This is a genomic window from Microbacterium sp. 22242 (genome assembly GCF_052045495.1).
In the GTDB taxonomy this organism is placed as follows: domain Bacteria; phylum Actinomycetota; class Actinomycetes; order Actinomycetales; family Microbacteriaceae; genus Microbacterium.
Window position 1 is genome coordinate 26,173 of the sequence record NZ_JBQEOZ010000015.1, and the last position, 17,738, is coordinate 43,910.

The window sequence follows — 17,738 nt, forward strand, 5'->3', positions numbered from 1 at the left end:
TCGGATAGCTCGTTCCCGAACCATCTTGACACACAAAGTGATCGTTCACTATTGTCGTACCCACACAGAAAGTGATCGTTCACTTTCCAGATCCGAAGGAGGATCGGTGCATCCTGTACACAGCGTCCCGGACGGAGGTCCGCGATGAGCGCCCTGGGCGAGCTCCGGCAGCTCAAGACCACGACGACGACCAAGGGCGACGGCAAGGCGGCGTTCTGGTTCCTGCTTCCGTGGTTCCTCGGCCTCTTCGCCGTCACCGCGGGTCCCATGCTCGCGTCGCTCGGCCTGTCGTTCACCAAGTACAACCTGCTGCAGCCGCCGAGCTTCGTCGGGTTCCAGAACTTCGTGCGGATGTTCAGCGATGCGCGCCTGCTGCATTCCCTGGGCGTCACGTTCACCTACGTGCTGGTCTCGGTTCCGCTGCAGCTGGCGCTCGCGCTGGGCCTGGCCGTGCTGCTAGACCGCGGCGTGCGCGGGCTGTCGTTCTACCGCTCGGTGTACTACCTGCCCTCGCTCATCGGCGGCAGCGTCGCGATCGCCGTGCTGTGGCGCACGGTGTTCGGCGTGGACGGCCTGTTCAACAAGTTCCTGGCGCTGTTCGGCGTCCAGGGGCAGGGCTGGATCTCGTCACCGGACACCGCGATCTGGACACTGATCCTGCTGAACGTGTGGACGTTCGGAGCGCCGATGGTGATCTTCCTCGCGGGGCTCCGGCAGATCCCGGTGTCGCTCTACGAGGCCGCGAGCGTGGACGGTGCGAGCCGCGGGCGGCAGTTCTTCAGCATCACGCTGCCGATGCTCAGCCCGATCATCTTCTTCAACCTGGTGCTGCAGCTCATCCATTCGTTCCAGTCGTTCACGCAGGCGTTCGTCGTCTCCGGCGGCAGCGGCGGGCCCGCGGATTCGACGCTGCTGTTCTCGCTCTACCTCTACCAGCGCGGGTTCCGCGCCTTCGACATGGGCTACGCCTCGGCGCTGGCGTGGCTGCTCGTGCTGATCATCGGCGCCTTCACCGCCCTGAACTTCTGGGCCTCCAAGTACTGGGTCTTCTACGATGACTGAGACATCCACGCTCCTGTCCGTGCGTCCCGATCAGGTGACGCGCAACCCCGCCAGCCGCCGTCGCGCACTGCAGCCGGTCAGGGCCCTCATCAAGCACGTCGTGCTGATCCTCGGCGCGCTGATCATGCTCTACCCCGTGCTGTGGATGGTGGTCAGCTCGCTCCGGCCGGCCGACGGCATCTTCGGCGACCCGACCCTCGTCCTGAAGACGTTCGAGATCAAGAACTACGTCAACGGCTGGAACGCCCTGACCGAGCCCTACGGGCACTACCTGATCAACTCGATGCTCGTGGTGCTCGGCGCCATCCTCGGCAACCTCGTGGCCTGCTCGCTCGCCGCTTACGCGTTCGCGCGGCTGAACTTCCGCGGCAAGCGCTGGTGGTTCGGCATCATGCTCGTCACGATCATGGTGCCGATCCACGTGATCATCGTGCCGCAGTACATCATGTTCTCCCAGATCGGCTGGGTGAACACGTTCTGGCCGCTGATCGTCCCGAAGCTGCTCGCCACCGACGCGTTCTTCGTCTTCCTCATGGTGCAGTTCATGCGCGGCATCCCGCGCGAGCTCGACGAGGCGGCGCGCATCGACGGCGCGGGGCACCCCCGGATCTTCCTGCAGATCATCCTGCCGCTCATGGTCCCCGCGCTCGGCACGACGACGATCTTCACCTTCATCTGGACCTGGAACGACTTCTTCTCGCAGCTGATCTACCTCACGGATCCGGCGAAGTACACGTCCTCCCTCGCGCTGCGCTCGTTCGTGGACGCGCAGGGCTCGACCGACTGGGGCGCGGTCTTCGCGATGAGCGTGGTCTCGCTGCTCCCGGTCTTCCTGGTCTTCCTGTTCGGTCAGCGCTTCCTGCTTCGCGGGATCGCCACGACCGGCGGCAAGTGACCTCACCTCCCACACCCGAACCCACCCTTCACCACCGAGACAATCAAGGAGAGTCATGACCTCGACCACGATCCTGCGCAGGGCCGGCATCGTCGCCGCCCTCGCCGCGGCCGGCGCCCTCGCGCTCGCCGGCTGCTCCGGCGGCGGCACCCCGGCCGCCGGCGCCGCCAAGCCCACGCTGTCGGGCAAGGCCACCACGATCAGCGTCACCTTCTGGGGCGGCGACGCCCGCGTGCAGAAGACCCAGGAGGCGATCGCCGCCTTCGAGAAGAAGTACCCGAACATCACCGTGAAGCCGCAGTACACGGACTGGAACGGATACTGGGACCAGCTGGCGACCGCCACCGCCGGCGGCGACATGCCGGACGTCGTGCAGATGGACGAGCTGTATCTGGCCTCCTACGGCAACCGCGGTGCGCTCTACGACCTGAACAAGCTGAACGTCGACATGACCCACGTCGCGGCCTCCGCGCGGGACACCGGCAAGGTGAACGGCGCGCAGTATGCGGATCCGATCGGCGTGGCCGTGTACGCGATCGTCGCGAACAAGGATCTCTTCGACAAGTACGGCGTCGCCCTGCCGGACGACAAGACGTGGACGTGGGACGACTACGCGAAGGTCGCCGACGAGCTCACCCAGAAGAGCGGCGGGGCGATCCACGGCACCGATCAGATCGGCGGCTTCGACGCGGGCAGCGCCAAGTACTGGGCCCGGTCGGACGGCGGCGAGCTGTTCGGCAAGGACGACAAGGTCACGCTGAACCCGAAGTCGCTTGCGAAGATGTGGCAGTTCGAGCTCGACCTGCAGAAGTCGGGCGGCATGCTGTCGTCCTCGGCGATCACGGAGAGCTTCGGCGCGGGCATCTCGGGCAACTCCCTGGCGACCAACAAGGTCGCGATGGGCGTGGCCTACAACACGCAGCTGACCGCCCTCGCGAAGTCGAGCGGCCAGAACCTGGTGCTGCTGCAGCCGCCGGCGCCGAAGGGCGTGCACCCGAACTCGTACAAGCCGTCGATGTACTGGTCGGTGTCGGCCAAGACCAAGCACCCGGCCGAGGCGGCCGCGTTCGTGGACTACCTCCTCAACGACGCGGACGCGGCGAAGATCCTGCTCACCGAGCGCGGCGTGCCGGCGAACGACAAGACGCGCGCCCTGATCAAGGACGCGCTCGCGCCGACCGACCAGGCGGCCATCGCGTATCAGGAGTCCGTGACCCCCGGCAAGGCGCCCCTGGTCACCCCGAATGGCGCCAGCACGATCGAGACGATCCTGCAGCGCTACACGCAGCAGGTCTTCGCGGGTCAGCAGAAGCCGCTCGACGCGGCGAAGGCGTTCATCGCCGAGCTGCAGGGCGAGATCGACTCCGCGCAGTGAGGCACGGCGCGGGGGAGGGGTNTCGCCCTCCCCCGCGCCCGTCCCGATCCCCCCGCGATCCCGCACCCTCGACACCCTCGCGATCGCTCACCGTCGATCCCCCCGCGATCCCGCACCCTCGATCCCCTCGCGATCCCTCGCCGTCGATCCCGCATCCAGGAGAACCCCGCATGAACCCCCCGACCTCACGGCCGTACCGCGCCGCCATCATCGGCACCGGCGGCATCGCCCGCGTCCACGCCAAGGCGCTGAAGGCGCTCGCGCCGCGGATCGAGCTCGTGGCCGTCGCCGACGTCGATCCCGACCGCGCACGCGCCTTCGCGGCAGAGTTCGCCGTGCCGTCGGTGCACACCGATGCCGCCGCGCTGCTCGCCGGGCACGGCCTGGATCTGGTCAGCATCTGCACGCCGCCGCAGTCGCACGCGCCGCTCGCGGCGCTGGCGCAGCGCGCCGGCGTGGTGCCGCTCGTGGAGAAGCCCACGACGCTCAACCTGCGCGAGCTGGACGAACTGCGCGCGGTGGAGGAGGAGACCGGCGTCCCGGTGCTGACGGTGTTCCAGCACCGGTTCGGCGCCGCGGGGCGGCTCCTGGCGCGGCTCGTCGCCGAGGGCGGTCTCGGCCGGCCGCAGGTCGCGACCTGCGAGACCCTCTGGTACCGCGACGACGCCTACTTCGGAGTGCCGTGGCGAGGGCGCTGGGACGTCGAGGGCGGCGGACCGACGATGGGGCACGGGATCCACCAGTTCGATCTGCTCCTGGCGATCCTCGGCCCGTGGGCGGAGGTGACCGCGTTCGCCGCGCGGCAGTCGCGGCCGACGGACACCGAGGACGTGTCGCTCGCGCTGGCCCGGTTCGAGAACGGCGCTCTCGCGACGGTCGTCAACTCCGTGGTCTCGCCCCGGGAGAGCTCGCGGCTCCGGTTCGACTTCGAATTCGCGACCGTCGAGGTGGAGCACGTCTACGGCTACACCACGGCGGACTGGACCTTCACCCCGGCACCGGGGCACGAGGAGCTGGCCGCCCTCTGGCAGCCCGACGCCACCGGCGGCACGAGCGGGCACGGCGATCAGCTCGCCGCGATCCTCGACGCCTTCGACGCGGGCACCCCGCCCGAGGCGTCCCTGACCCAGGCGCGCCGCACCCTCGAGTTCGCGGCGGCCACGTACGCGTCCGCGTTCCGGGGGCGTCCGATCGCGGCGGGCGAGATCGGCCCTGACGACCCGTTCGCCGCGACCATGAGCGGTGGCATGGTCCCCTGGGCGCCGCTGAAAGAGGCGCTGGTATGACCGGCGCGCTGGACGTCCGGGATGACGGGAGGGCGGTCGTCGTCGCCGAGGGCGACGTCGAGCTGCTGCGCTACGTGCACGCGCCCGACTCGCCGCAGCTCGAGTCGCCGAAGCCGTATCTGGATCCGCTGCGCACCCGCGCGGGCCGCGTGGTGAGCCTGTTCCGGCCGTGGGATCACGTCTGGCACAAGGGCATCGCCTGGTCGCTGCCCGTCGTCGGGGAGGAGAACTTCTGGGGCGGGCCCACCTACGTGCACGGTGCGCCGGGACACGGATACGTGCAGCGGCCGAACAACGGCACCCAGGCCGTCGTCGGCGGGGTGCGGACGAGCGTGCGCGACGGCGTCGCGGAGATCGGGCACGCCGTGCGGTGGACGACGGAGTCGGGTGCGCACCTGTTCGACGAGAGCCGGACGATCACGGCGCGGATCCTGGACGAGCGCTCCTGGGCGCTGACCTTCGAGACGGGGATGACGAACGTCTCCGACGCCCCGATCGCGATCGGATCACCCACCACCCGGGGACGGGAGAACGCGGGCTACGGCGGGTTGTTCTGGCGCGGCCCGCGGTCGTTCACCGGCGGCACGCTGGTGACCGCGACGGGATCCGGATCCGGATCCGATGTGCGCGGGCAGCGGCACGAGTGGATGGGGTTCGCGGGGCGCCACGACGTGATCGACGCCGTCTCCCTCCTCGTCATGGTCGACGCCGCCGAGAATCCGCACCATCCCCCGCAGTGGTTCGCGCGCTCCGAGGAGTTCGCCGCGCTCAACCCCGCGCCGTTCTTCAGCGAGGAACTGACGATCGCGCCCGGCGAGACCGCCGTGTTCCGCTACGGCGTGGGCATCGCGGACGCGGACGCCGGCGGAGCACCTGCCCTCGCCGATGCCGTGCGCGCAGTGCTCGCGGAGGCGCACGCATGATGGCCGCATCCCCCGTCCGCTCCTGACCTCGACTCACCTCACACACGAAGGAACAACGATGTCCCTTTCCCTGCTCGGCGCCCGCGGCGCCGCCGTCGTCACGCTGACACTCGCCGCGACCATCGGCGCGATGCTGCCCACCCTCGCCGCAGCGCCCGCCGCGGCGGCCGAGGGGTCGGCCTTCACCGGCTACACCGACAAGACCGCGCTGCGCGACGCCGGCCGGGCCGTGGTCCAGTCCGGCACGCTTGCGGTGACGGACGGGACGGCGCCCGCCGGCGCCGGAAAGTCCTACTACGTCGACTCGGTCGCGGGGGACGACGCGGCGGCCGGCGATGCGCCCGGGAGCGCGTGGAAGAGCCTCGCGAAGGTGAACGCCACCACCTTCCAGCCGGGCGACCGCATCCTCCTCAAGGCGGGGAGCGTGTGGACGGCATCCGGCTCCGCCGTCGCCCGCGAGGCGTACGACTACACCACCTGGAGCGGAGGCGTGGCGACGGACGTCACGGCTCCCGCGCCGACCGCCCTGCTCGCCCCGAAGGGGTCCGGCACCGCGGAGAACCCGATCGTGCTCTCCAGTTTCGGAACGGGCCCTGCCCCCGAGCTCGACGCCCGGGGCGTGGTCAACGATGCGCTCCAGCTGACCGATCAGCAGCACTGGGACATCTCGCAGCTGGAGATCAGCAACGTGACCGACGGATTCGACGCCACGCACTTCGCGCCCGCGGCGAACAACGGACAGGTGCCGGGCGAGGAGAACCCCGCGCAGGGCGACCTGCGCGGCATCCACATCCAGGGGGAGAACGCCGGAACGCTGAGCGGCTTCGACATCCACGGGGTCTACGTCCACGACGTGAGCGGCGTCACCTGGTCGGTCAGCGGCGCGGGGCTGGACCGGTCGAAGCGGACGGGCGGGATCCTGTTCGAAGGGCTCAAGGGCGACGGGCGCACGGTGTCGCAGTTCGACGACGTCACCGTGCGCGACAACGTCATCGCGAACACGTCGTTCGGGAACCTCGTGTTCAAGCAGTTCTCCGGGATGGGTACGAACCGGTATCAGGATCTGCCGCCGGGATGGGGCGATCGCGCCGCCGCGAAGGCGGCCGCCGACGGCACCATCACGGAGGATCCGGACTGGCGGCCGCACACGCACGTCGAGGTCTCCGGCAACTACCTGACGAACGCGGGCACCCAGTACGGCTGGGACGCGATGTATCTCACCAGCGTGCGGGGCGCCACCGTGGAGGGCAACGTCATCGACGGGGCGGGCGTCTCGGGCATCGAGATGTACTACTCCGACGACGTCGTGGTGCAGAACAACGACGTCGGGAAGCTCGCGGGACGCACCGGGGCTGCGGACTCCAACGGCATCGACCCCGATCGCGGCACGTCGAACATCCTGGTCCAGGGCAACGACATCCACGAGTCCGGCGAGGGCGTGCTGCTGTGCGGCTTCTCGTTCGGCACCTCCGTCGTGCGGTACAACATCATCCGGGACGTCGCCCGCAACTACGTCAACCCGCACGGCGACAGCGGCGTCAACGTGATCTACAACAACCTGATGTACAACACGGTGGCGCCGGTGAGCGCGAACACCGTCGGCTTCTTCGAGTCGTCCGGCAGCGCGTCCACCTACCTCGTGGCGAAGAACCCGCACTATGTGCTGGACAACGTGTTCGTGAACACGCGCACCGACGTGAGCGGCGCCGCGTTCCGCACGGGCTTCCCGGGTGTGCGGTTCGACAGCAACGCGTACTTCGGCCCCGGGGTGGTCGCGCCGACGACGGCAGATGTGCATGCGATCGTCACGGATCCGCTCCTCGGCGGCGACCCGGCGGCCGACCTCCGCAACGCCGTGCCGGCCTCCGCGTTGTCGCCCCTCATCGGCTCGGGCGCGGCCGTCGACCTGTCCGCGATCGCGCCCGGTTTCCACTCGAGCGGGAACTCGTCGCAGAGCAGGCTGGCCGCGACCGTGGACTTCTTCGGGCGCAGCGTGCAGACGCCGCCGAGCGTGGGCCCGGCGTCGTACTCTCCTGCCGCCGGCCACGGTCTGATCACGGGCGTCGTGACCGACGCGGACGGCCTCGTCGTCGGCGGAGCGAGCGTCTCCTACGGCGCGGGGACCGCCGTCGCGGATGCCGGCGGGCGCTACGTCGTCGACGCCCCGGCAGGGACGCTGACGCTCGTCCCGTCCGCCACCGGGTACGCGGACGGAACTCCCGTCACCGTGAGTCTCGCGGACGGACAGACCGTCGGGCAGCCGCTCCGGCTGGGAGCGACCACGGCCACGACCGGCACCATCGCGGGGACCGTCTCGTCCGCGGGCGTCGCCGTGGCGGATGCCGCCATCACGGTCGCGCGCAACGGTGCCGTCGTCGCCACGGGCACGACCGGCGCGGACGGCGTGTTCCGCGTCGCCGACGTCCCGATGGGCACCGGCTATTCGGTCTCCGCCGACAAGACCGGGTTCCAGACCGCGACCCAGCCGGACGTCGCGGTCGCCGCGGCCCGCACGGTCACGGTGTCCCTGGTGCTGCAGCACACGGCCGCGCCCACCCACTACGCGATCGACGAGACCTTTGACGGCGAGCCGACCGGCGCGTTCACCCAGTCGGGTGACGGGGTGCTGAAGTCGGTCCTGTCGCCGACGGGCACGGTCGCGATCGTCGACGATCCCGCCGTCCCCGGCAACAAGTACCTGCGCATCGACAAGTCCAGCTCCAGCTCGGGCACGCTCGGCGTCTACACGGCGAACCCGCAGAACCTGACCGGAACCGTGACGATCGAGGCGCGGATCCAGCGCACCACCACCAACGGCGTGCCGAACCAGCTCGGGATGTACTCCTATGCCGCGAGCAGCTGGCTTCCGGCGAACCCGGCCGGTTCCACCAACCCGGCCGCGACCTTCGCGCTCTCCGGCGGCAACATCATCACGCACAACGTGACCGGTGCGAGCACCACCAAGGTGGTCGCCCCGTACAAGGTCGGACAGTGGTACACGGTGCGCAACGTCGTCGACCTGGACACGGGTACCTTCGACTTCTACGTCGACGACATGGCGGTGCCGGTCCTCGCGGACCAGCCGCTGCGCACGAAGGTCCCCTCGCTCGACGACTTCCTGTTCTTCATCAACGGATCCAACGTCGGGGACATGCTGGTCGACTACTTCCGGGTGAACACCGGAACGCCGTACGGCCACGCCGACACGTCCCTCGCGGCGGTCGGCGCGTCGAGCGGGGGCGCGGATGTCGCGCTCGCCCCGTCCGCGGACGGGACGACCTGGTCGGGCGGCGTCGATCCGTTCGCCGACGCGGCCACGGTGACCGCGTCCGTAACGAGCGGGTTCTCCACGGTGTCGATCAACGGCACGGACGTCGGCACCGGAGGGTCGGTGAACGTTCCGCTGGCCGGCGGGACCCCGGACTCCGCCGTCCTCGTCACCGACGTGCCGGTGGTCGTCACCGCCGAGGACGGCTCGCAGAAGACATACACGGTGTCCCTGTCGCGGACCAATCCGTCGCAGCTGAGCGTCCTGCGCGACGTGTCGGTGGACGGGTACGCGCTCACCCCGGCCTTCAGTCCCGGCGTCGGCGGCACCGACGATCCCTATGTCGTCACGGATCCGCTCGCCTCCGATGTCCCCTCGGTCACGCTGACCCTGCAGCGGGGCTGGGAGGGGCAGGACGTGCAGGTGAACGGACAGCCGCTCGCGGCGGGCGCGACGCAGGCGACGGTGGATCTCGTCGACGGCGACAACGCGATCGTGATCACGGCCGACTCCTACGCGGGCGATGTCAGCACCTATGTGGTCGTCGTGACGCGCACGCCGGCGCCCCGGCCCGTGTCGGTCGACGTGGCGGCGTCGGTCGTGAAGAACAGTGGCAGCGGCAACACGCTCACGGTCGTGATCACGGAGTCGATGAGCGACGGGACGTCGCGGGAGCACAGCGGGACGTTCGACATCGCGAACAACGCGGCGGACGTGTACTCCGTGGGCGCGTACCGGGTGTACGTGGACACGAAGGGCAACACCGTGATCCGCACCGCGCGCATCGTGACCTGACGAGCGCGCGAGACGCACCGAGGGGTGATCAGCTCTTGCGGAACGCGCATACCCGTGCTTCAATATCGATATTGGAAAGCGCTTACCCAGGCTGGCGGAACCGGCGGGCAGGCACCGAGAGAAGGAACCACCGTGTCAGAGACGACGACCACCCGCGAGATCGGCATCATCATGAACGGCGTCTCCGGACGCATGGGCTACCGGCAGCACCTGGTGCGCTCGATCCTCGCGATCCGCGACCAGGGCGGCATCGAGCTGCCCGACGGCACGCGCGTCACCGTGAAGCCGATCCTGGTCGGCCGCAGCGAGCAGAAGCTCGCCGAGCTCGCGGCGAAGCACGGCATCGCCGACTACACCACCGACCTCGACGCCGCGCTCGCTGATCCGCAGTGGGAGATCTACGCCGACTTCCTCGTGACGAAGGCGCGCGCGACCGCGATCCGCAAGGCCATCGCGGCGGGCAAGGCGATCTACACCGAGAAGCCCACCGCCGAGTCGGTCGAGGAGGCCCTCGAGCTCGCCCGCCTGGCGCAGGCCGCGGGCGTCAAGACGGGCGTCGTGCACGACAAGCTCTACCTGCCCGGCCTGCAGAAGCTCAAGCGCCTGATCGACTCCGGGTTCTTCGGGCGGATCCTGTCGGTGCGCGGCGAGTTCGGCTACTGGGTGTTCGAGGGCGACTGGCAGCCCGCGCAGCGCCCCAGCTGGAACTACCGCACCGAGGACGGCGGCGGCATCATCAGCGACATGTTCCCGCACTGGAACTACGTCATGGAGAACCTGTTCGGCGAGGTCAAGAGCGTGTACGCCCAGGCGGCCGTGCACATCGCCGACCGCTGGGACGAGAAGGGCGAGCACTACACCGCGACCGCCGAGGACGCGGCATACGGCATCTTCGAGCTCGACGGCGGCATCGTCGCCGAGATCAACTCCAGCTGGACCGTGCGCGTGAACCGCGACGAGCTCGTCGAGTTCCAGGTGGACGGCACGCACGGATCCGCCGTCGTGGGCCTGTTCGGCGCGAAGATCCAGCACCGCAACGCCACCCCGAAGCCGGTGTGGAACCCCGACCTCGCCGACGAACACGACTACGACGCCGACTGGGCCGAGGTGCCGACCAACGACGTGTTCCTCAACGGCTTCCGGCAGCAGTGGGAGGAGTACCTGGAGTCCTACGTGCTCGGAACGGAATACACGTTCGACCTGCTCGCCGGCGCTCGCGGCGTGCAGCTCGCCGAGGCCGGGCTGCAGTCCTCGGCCGAGGGCCGCAAGATCGCGCTGCCCGCGCTGAGCCTGGCCGCGCCGAACGAGGGCTGAGGCGCACGATGACGACGATCCGCCTCCTCGCCGCCGACGGCACGACCTCCGACGCCGAGCTCAACGACTCCGGCGCCTACGTGCGTCCGGCAGCGCCGCTGCAGAGCCGCGTCGCCTACGCGGCCGCGCACGTGGTGCCGAAGGTGCACGCCGACAACACGCCGGGGCAGCCCGCCGACATCGACTGGGACGCGACGCTCGCGTTCCGCCGCAACGTCTACTCGTGGGGTCTCGGCGTGGCCGACGCCATGGACACCGCGCAGCGCAATATGGGCCTGGACGCCGCGGCCACCCGCGAGCTCATCGCCCGCAGCGCCCAGGTCGCCCGCGAGGAGGGCGGATCCGTCGTCGTCGGCGTCAACACCGACCACGTCGACGAGGAGCAGATCTCGCTGGCGCAGGTGATCGACGCGTACCTCGAGCAGCTGCACTTCACCGAGGAGCAGGGTGCGGGACCCGTGCTCATGGCTTCGCGCCATCTCGCCCGCGTGGCCGAGTCGCGCACCGACTACCTGCGCGTGTACGCGGCGGTGCTGCAGCAGGCCACGAGCCCGGTCGTGCTGCACTGGCTCGGCACCGCGTTCGACCCGCAGCTGGAGGGGTACTTCGGATCCGCCGACTGGCGCGAGGCGTCCGGCACGCTGCTGCGGATCATCGAGGAGAACCCGGGCAAGGTCGCGGGCGTCAAGATGAGCCTGCTGAACGCCGAGTCCGAGATCACCGTGCGCGAGCAGCTCCCCGAGGGCGTGCGCATGTTCACCGGCGACGACTTCAACTACGTCGGCCTCATCGGCGGCGACACCGTGGGACAGGCTCAGGGACCGGTTACCGGGCACTCGGATGCGCTGCTCGGCGCGTTCGCCGCGATCACCCCGGTCGCCTCGGCGGCGATCCAGGCGCTCGACGCGGGGGATCCCGCACGCTACCTCGAGATCCTCGGGCCGACCGAGGAGCTCAGCCGCCAGGTCTTCGCCGCGCCCACGTTCTACTACAAGACCGGCGTCGCGTTCCTGGCCTGGCTGAACGGGCACCAGCCTGCGTTCCAGATGGTGGGCGGGCTGCACTCCGCGCGCAGCCTGCCGCATCTCAGCCGCATCGTCGAACTCGCGAACGCCTCGCTCGCGCTCGAGGATCCGGAGCTCGCCCGCGAGCGCTGGCACGCGATGCTGAACGTGAACGGAGTGGACGCATGACCCTTCGAGAGGCTCAGGGGACGGATCGGCGCCTGTCCATCAACCAGGCCACGATCAAGTACGCCGATCTCGCCACCGCCCTCCGGGTGACCGCCGAGGCCGGAGTGCAGGCGATCGGCCTGTGGCGGGAGCCGGTGAACGAGGTCGGACTCGACGTCGCCGCGCGGATGCTCGCCGACTCCGGGCTGCGCTTCACCACGCACTGCCGCGGCGGGTTCTTCACCCTGCCGGACGGACCGGAGCGACTCGCGGCCCTGGACGACAACCGGCGCGCGATCGAGGAGACCGCGACCCTGGCGGCGGCCGGCGCCGACGGCTCCACGGCGGTGCTGGTGCTGGTCGCCGGCGGGCTGCCGGCCGGATCCCGCGACCTGATCGGCGCCCGCGAGCGGGTGCGCGACGCGATCGGCGCGCTCGCTGACGATGCGCGCGGCGCCGGCGTGACGCTCGCGATCGAACCGCTGCACCCGATGTACGCCTCCGACCGTGCCGTCGTCTCGACGCTCGGCCAGGCGCTCGACATCGCGGCGGACTTCGCCCCCGAGGTCGTCGGAGCCGCGGTCGACACCTTCCACATCTGGTGGGATCCGCAGGTGCTCGATCAGATCGCCCGCGCCGGCCGCGAGGGACGCATCGCGACGTACCAGGTGTGCGACTGGAAGACGCCGCTGCCCGCCGACGTGCTGCTCGGCCGGCACTATCCGGGCGATGGCGTGATCGACTTCGCGTCCCTGACCCAGGCGGTCATGGCGACCGGCTACGACCGCGACATCGAGGTGGAGATCTTCAACGCCGACATCTGGGCGCAGGACCCGGCGGAGGTCGTGCGGCGCACCGCCGAGACCTTCGGATCCGCGGTCTCCCCGCACCTGCGCTGACCGTCCCGGGGATGGAAAACGCCGCTCCCAGCGGCGTGCGGGCGGCGTTTTCCATCTCTCGGGCGGTTCCGCGCTCGCCCAGGGATGGATTTCGCTGCTCCGGATGCCATGCGGGCGGCGTTTTCCATCTTCTGGTGAGGACGGCGCCGCGGGGCGACGTCGTCCGGCGGCACGGCAGGATCCGCCACATGAGAGGCTGAACGCATGAGCATCCGACCGGGGCTGTGCTCCGTGACCTATCGTCCGCTGGACCCGGCCGCGATCGTCGAGCTCGCGGCGGAGGCGCAGCTGGCCGTCATCGAGTGGGGCGGCGACGTGCATGTCCCGCCGGGCGACGTCGCGCGGGCCGCCGAGGTCGCCCGGATCACCGCCGACGCAGGACTCGAGGTCTGCTCGTACGGCTCGTACTTCCGGGCGGGCATCGGCGAGGAGATCGATCCGGTCCTCGACTCCGCCGAGGCGCTCGGCGCCGACCGGATCCGGGTGTGGGCGGGCGGGATCGGATCCGCCGAGGCGACGGGGGCGCAGCGCTCCGGGATCATCGACGGCCTCGCCCGCGCGGCGGAGCAGGCCGGGCGGCGCGGCATCTCCCTCGCGCTGGAGTTCCACGGCGGCACCCTCGCCGACGATGCCGCGCAGACCCTGAGCGTGCTGGACGAGGTCGGCAGCACGCACCTGTCGACGTACTGGCAGCCGACGGTCTCCGCGCCCGACGAGATCGCCCTCGCCGAGTACGAGCGGATCGCCGACCGCGTGTCCGCGGTGCACGTGTTCTCCTGGTGGCCCGCGGCGGAGCGGCTGACGCTCACCGCGCGCGACGGGCTGTGGCGGGCGTTCTTCACCGCCGCAGCCGCCGCACCATCGCCCCCGCGGGACGCACTGCTCGAGTTCGTGCCCGGCGACGCCCCCGAGGCGCTCGCCGGTGAGGCCGCGGCGCTGCGGGGCTATCTCGCCGGCTGAGCGGACAGGACCCGAGCATCTGTTCGCTCGACGGGCAGGGTCGGCGCCGGTGCCCTTGCATGGCGGTCGCTGGCCACCTCACCGGAGTCACGCCATGATCGGAGGCCGGATCGGGGATCGCCCCGATCCGGCCGCCTCGCCGTGCCAGGACGCTCAGGCGCTCTGCGGGCCCACATCCCCGGTGTGCAGCGGTGTGCGCTGCGCGTGAGCCGCGGAGAACTCGTGCGCCCCGACGTCCGCGGCGCCGGTCCGATGCCGGCCCAGGATGTCGTCGCTGACCCACGCCGTGTGATCCTGCGTCGCGGCATCGATCGCGGGGCTGCCCGCGCCGATCCGGGGCAGGCCCTCGTCATCCGTCACGAGCAGCGGATCCACCCGGGTCCAGCCGGACGGGGGTGCGTCGCCGTCCGCCGCGGCGCCCCACAGGATGTTTCCCGCCCAGGTGAAGTCCTTCGACTTCGGCACGAGAGCGAGCGAGCCCCGGTCGGAGACGACGAGGTTGTCCACGATCACGCAGGAGTCCGGTTCGATCGGTCGCGCGGTCTCGCCGATGATGCCGCCGCCCACGTCGATGAGCGAGTTCAACGCGATCCGCACCCGGTCTGGTGCGTCGTTCTTCGTGCGCGAGCTGGACGGCTCTCCCTCGTAGTGGTCGCGCAGCGTGCCGCAGCCGATCACGATGGCGGAGCCGGCGATCCCCGTGATCAGGTTGTTGACGATCACGTGATCGTTGCCGTAGATGCGGATGCCGTTCGCGCCGTTCAGGATGTGGTTCGACTCGATCCGGGTGCGGTTGCCATGGCGCAGCACGATCCCGCCGAACGAGTCCCGGATCGTGTTGTACCGCACGGTGTTGTCGCTCGATTTCACCGAGATCGCCTCGGGGTCGCCGTTGCACCGCTCGAACAGGTTGTGCTCGACGACGGCGTGCGCGCTGCTGAGCGCGCGCGGGCTCACACCGAGGCGGATCGGCTCGCCGCCGTTGTCACCGGGGAAGGTGTGATCGGAGAAGTAGTTGTGGTGGATGTGCACGTTCTGGGCCATGTCGGTCGGCTGGCCGCCCTCGATGCCGAGGTAGATGCCCAGCGTCGACTTCCCGTGCCAGTGGTTGTACTCGATCACGGTGTCGTCCGCGCGCACCATCACGTTGTGCAGGCCCTCGATGTCGGCCAGCACGAACTCGTTGCGGCTCAGCGTGATGGCCTGGCAGGACGCGGGGATCTCGAACGTCGTGGACTGGGTGAACACGAAGCCGCTGATGGTGACGTGGTGGGCGCCGTCGAACACGAAGCTCTGCTGTCCCGTGAACGTGACCCCGCCGATGCTCTCGGCCGCGATCGTGAGGTGCTTGTTCCACCGGCCGCCCACGCCCGCGAGACGGATCGGAGATCCGTCCGGCACCGCATAGGCGCCGTCCGCGACCACGATCGTCGCGCCCTCGGTGGCCGTGTCGATCGCCGACTGCAGGGCGGCGAGATCCGACACGAACGTGTACGGGCCGCGGCCCGTCAGTGCGGGCACGATGCCCGCACGCGGCCCGACGGCCTGCGCGGCGCCCGGGACGGCCGTCAGCGCCAGGGCGGCGCCGGCGGCGGACAGGATGAATGTGCGTCTCTTCATGATCCTCCTCGTTGAGAAATGGCCCTGCACCGGATCTCGGGCAGGGTCGACGGCGGTCCCGTCGATGACTCCGGGACCGTGGGGTGGGCTGTGCGGCGGCGCGGCGGGGTCGGATCCTCAGGCGATCGCGTCGTCGGTCAGGAACAGCTCCACGACCGGCACCGCCGTGTCGGGGCGCTGCAGCGGGAGTTGCAGGGTGAGCGTGCCGTCGGGAAGGCCGCCCATGAGGGTGTTCTGCGCGACGCGATCCGGATCCACATGCAGCGGCACCAGCTCGGAGGCGTCGGACATCAGCTGCGCGTACCGCACGCGTCCGGCGAGACCGGGCAGGTGCAGGTGCCGGAACGGCCAGGCGAACAGGTGCGCGTACAGGCGGTCGTCGCGCAGCGTGTAGCGAACATCGGTCGGCGGCATGAAGGGCGCGGGACCGGCTCCCCGGATCGCGCGCGCGTGATCGGCCATCCAGTCGCCGATCCCGCCGAAGATCCTCTCGGCGTCCGCTCCGAGCCGGCCGCGTCCGTCGGGTCCGATGTTCAGCAGCAGGTTGCCGTTCTTCGAGACGCCGTCGACGAGCAGCCGGACGAGCGCCTCGGGCGTCTTGAACTCGTGGTTGTCGCGGTCGTAGCCCCAGCTGCCGTTGAGCGTCTGGCAGGCCTCCCACGGCACCGGCTCGCCGTCACGGGTCATCGGCTCCAGCGGCTGGTACTGCTCGGGGGTCACGATGTCGCCGGGGATCCCCAGGCGGTCGTTCACGATGATGCCCGGCTGCAGCTCGCGGACCAGGGCGAGGAGGTTCTCCGCGTCCCAGTCCTCGGCGCCCTTGCCGCCCCAGTAGTCGGGGTGGCGCGTGTAGGAGAAATCGAAGAACAGATAGTCGATGCGGCCGTAGCGGGTGAGCAGCTCGCGCACCTGCCCGTGCAGATAGGGCTGGTAGTAGCGCACGTCGCGGCCGGCGGCCGCCGCTCTGAAGTGCTCGTCATCGCGCTGCGGGTGGGTGCCGTCGACGGGGAAGGAGGCGTGGTGCCAATCGATGAGGGAGTAGTACAGGCCCACACGGAGCCCCACCGCGCGGCAGGCCTCGACGAACTCGGCGACGGCGTCGCGGCCGAACGGCGTGCTCATCGTCGTGTAGTCGGTGAGGTCCGAGTCCCACAGGCAGAAGCCGTCGTGATGCTTCGCGGTGAGCACGACGTAGCCGGCCCCGGCCTCCCGCGCGGTGCGCGCCCAGGCTCGCGGGTCGAAGCGGTCGGGGTCGAAGCGGGTGCGGTACGGCTCGTAGTCGGCATCGCTCATCCGCTCCCGGCTCTTCACCCATTCGTGCCGCGCGGCGAGCGAGTAGAGCCCCCAGTGCACGAACATGCCGAGGCGGGAGTCGGTGAACCAGGCGAGGTCGGCGGGGGCGGTCATGCGATCACTCCGATGTCGGTCGTGCTGGTGGCGCCGGGCCGGTCCGGGCCGTGGATGGTGTGCGGTTCGCACAGGGCCGCGTCGAGCGCGGCGAGCTCGTCATCGACGAGGCCGTGCGCGGCGAGGAACGCGCGGACGGAGCCGTGCTCGCGGTCGAGCTCGGCGAGCACGTCGCGCATGGCCTCCGCGGGCGATTCGGTGGCGAGCACGGCCGCGTGCGGGGAGTCAGGGTAGGTGCGCCGCAGCCGCTCGCTCGTCGCGTGGCGCTCGGCTTCCGGGAGCAGCGCGCCGGTGAGGGCGTAGTCGGCGACCACGGCATCGCGGTCGGCCCGGACCGCGGAGAGGGCGAGCGCGATCACGAGCCCTGTGCGGTCCTTGCCGGCCGTGCAGTGCACGAGGGTCGGCTCGCCGGCAGCGATCGCGCGCACCGCCGCGACGAGCTCGGGCGCCGACTCGGCGAGGAGATGCCGGTAGATCCCCACGAGGTCGTACCCCTCTTCGAAGAACGAACGGGGGGAGCCGTGGTACAGCGGCAGCGAGATGATCCGCACGCCGTCGATCGGCGTCGGGGCAGCGGCGACCTCCTCGACCGAGCGCAGGTCGACGATCCTCCGGACGAGGGCGCGGATCCGCTCCGCGCCCTCGGCGTCGACGGCGGCGAGCGACCCGGACCGGAACAGGCGTCCGGTCCTGATCCGTCCGGACTCCGCCGGCATCCCGCCCGCGTCGCGCAATCCGACCACCCCTTCGACCTCGATCACG

13 protein-coding genes are annotated in these 17,738 nt (G+C 70.3%); 10 read left to right on the forward strand and 3 right to left on the reverse strand.

Features of this window, described 5'->3' with window-relative positions:
* Positions 1-144 precede the first annotated feature (144 nt).
* The 10 genes from ACTJJZ_RS14730 (at position 145) to ACTJJZ_RS14775 (ending at position 13,949) form a co-directional block, all read left to right on the forward strand.
* The gene (locus ACTJJZ_RS14730) at positions 145-1,062 is read left to right on the forward strand and encodes a carbohydrate ABC transporter permease (protein WP_440721941.1); all 918 of its coding nucleotides are present in this window, start codon (positions 145-147) and stop codon (positions 1,060-1,062) included.
* Positions 1,055-1,957: a carbohydrate ABC transporter permease gene (locus ACTJJZ_RS14735; RefSeq protein WP_440721942.1), complete on the forward strand. Its 903-nt coding sequence runs from the start codon at positions 1,055-1,057 to the stop codon at positions 1,955-1,957. Before ACTJJZ_RS14730 ends, ACTJJZ_RS14735 begins: the two co-directional genes overlap by 8 nt.
* A gap of 55 nt (positions 1,958-2,012) precedes the next feature.
* Positions 2,013-3,332: an ABC transporter substrate-binding protein gene (locus ACTJJZ_RS14740; RefSeq protein WP_440721943.1), complete on the forward strand. Its 1,320-nt coding sequence runs from the start codon at positions 2,013-2,015 to the stop codon at positions 3,330-3,332.
* A 170-nt stretch (positions 3,333-3,502) separates the two neighbouring features.
* Positions 3,503-4,618, forward strand: a complete 1,116-nt coding sequence (locus ACTJJZ_RS14745; protein WP_440721944.1) for a Gfo/Idh/MocA family protein — start codon at positions 3,503-3,505, stop codon at positions 4,616-4,618.
* Positions 4,615-5,541: a PmoA family protein gene (locus ACTJJZ_RS14750; RefSeq protein ID WP_440721945.1), complete on the forward strand. Its 927-nt coding sequence runs from the start codon at positions 4,615-4,617 to the stop codon at positions 5,539-5,541. Before ACTJJZ_RS14745 ends, ACTJJZ_RS14750 begins: the two co-directional genes overlap by 4 nt.
* Before the next feature lie 58 nt (positions 5,542-5,599).
* Positions 5,600-9,604 carry a carboxypeptidase regulatory-like domain-containing protein gene (locus ACTJJZ_RS14755; RefSeq protein WP_440721946.1) on the forward strand — a complete coding sequence of 1,335 codons (4,005 nt, stop codon included), beginning with the start codon at positions 5,600-5,602 and terminating at the stop codon, positions 9,602-9,604.
* Between the two features lie 171 nt (positions 9,605-9,775).
* The gene (locus tag ACTJJZ_RS14760; protein ID WP_440721992.1) at positions 9,776-10,918 is read left to right on the forward strand and encodes a Gfo/Idh/MocA family protein; all 1,143 of its coding nucleotides are present in this window, start codon (positions 9,776-9,778) and stop codon (positions 10,916-10,918) included.
* 8 nt (positions 10,919-10,926) lie between these two features.
* Positions 10,927-12,111: a dihydrodipicolinate synthase family protein gene (locus tag ACTJJZ_RS14765; protein WP_440721947.1), complete on the forward strand. Its 1,185-nt coding sequence runs from the start codon at positions 10,927-10,929 to the stop codon at positions 12,109-12,111.
* Positions 12,108-12,989, forward strand: coding sequence for a sugar phosphate isomerase/epimerase family protein (locus ACTJJZ_RS14770; protein ID WP_440721948.1), 882 nt, complete (start codon positions 12,108-12,110; stop codon positions 12,987-12,989). The genes ACTJJZ_RS14765 and ACTJJZ_RS14770 overlap by 4 nt, the downstream gene beginning before the upstream one ends.
* 204 nt (positions 12,990-13,193) lie before the next feature.
* Positions 13,194-13,949 (forward strand): sugar phosphate isomerase/epimerase family protein, encoded by a 756-nt coding sequence (locus ACTJJZ_RS14775; protein ID WP_440721949.1) that lies wholly within the window; start codon positions 13,194-13,196, stop codon positions 13,947-13,949.
* Between the two features lie 153 nt (positions 13,950-14,102).
* Here ACTJJZ_RS14775 and ACTJJZ_RS14780 read toward each other — a convergent pair whose 3' ends face one another.
* The 3 genes from ACTJJZ_RS14780 to ACTJJZ_RS14790 form a co-directional block, all read right to left on the reverse strand.
* Complete coding sequence (locus ACTJJZ_RS14780; protein ID WP_440721950.1) at positions 14,103-15,569, reverse strand: polysaccharide lyase 6 family protein; 1,467 nt, start codon at positions 15,567-15,569, stop codon at positions 14,103-14,105.
* Positions 15,570-15,686: 117 nt separating this feature from the next.
* On the reverse strand, positions 15,687-16,976 hold the full coding sequence (locus tag ACTJJZ_RS14785; RefSeq protein ID WP_440721951.1) for an alpha-L-fucosidase: 1,290 nt from the start codon (positions 16,974-16,976) through the stop codon (positions 15,687-15,689).
* Complete coding sequence (locus ACTJJZ_RS14790) at positions 16,973-17,737, reverse strand: tyrosine-protein phosphatase (protein WP_440721952.1); 765 nt, start codon at positions 17,735-17,737, stop codon at positions 16,973-16,975. Before ACTJJZ_RS14790 ends, ACTJJZ_RS14785 begins: the two co-directional genes overlap by 4 nt.
* Between the last annotated feature and the right edge of the window lies 1 nt (position 17,738).